Source organism: Celeribacter sp. ULVN23_4 (assembly GCF_054788345.1).
This window is the reverse complement of sequence record NZ_JBTVYO010000032.1, coordinates 1-289: the sequence shown is the minus strand read 5'-3', so window position 1 is coordinate 289 and position 289 is coordinate 1. Positions and strand designations below refer to the sequence as shown.

Sequence of the window (289 nt, the reverse complement as noted above, 5' to 3'; positions counted from 1 at the left end):
CGCTGCGGCGCTCGCAGCCGGCTGTCCGGTCGTGGTCAAAGGCCATTCCGCTCACCCCGGCACGGGTGAAATCATTGCCGAGGCGATCCATGCCGCGATTGAAAAAACCGGCATGCCAAAAGGCGTCTTTTCCTTCATTCAGGGCGGCACACGCGAGGTCGGGGCCGCGCTCGTGCAACATCCGCTGATCAAGGCCGTGGGCTTTACCGGGTCTTTGGGCGGCGGTCGGGCCTTGTTCAATCTTTGCGCGCAGCGTCCGGAACCGATCCCCTTCTTTGGCGAACTGGGC

Annotated in this window: 1 protein-coding gene; it reads left to right on the top strand. The window is 63.7% G+C overall.

The genetic code is table 11. The annotated features are described in order from the left end of the window. The coding region (locus tag ACYBHZ_RS19350; protein WP_460275953.1) for an aldehyde dehydrogenase family protein at nt 1-289 on the top strand (289 nt) is incomplete at both ends.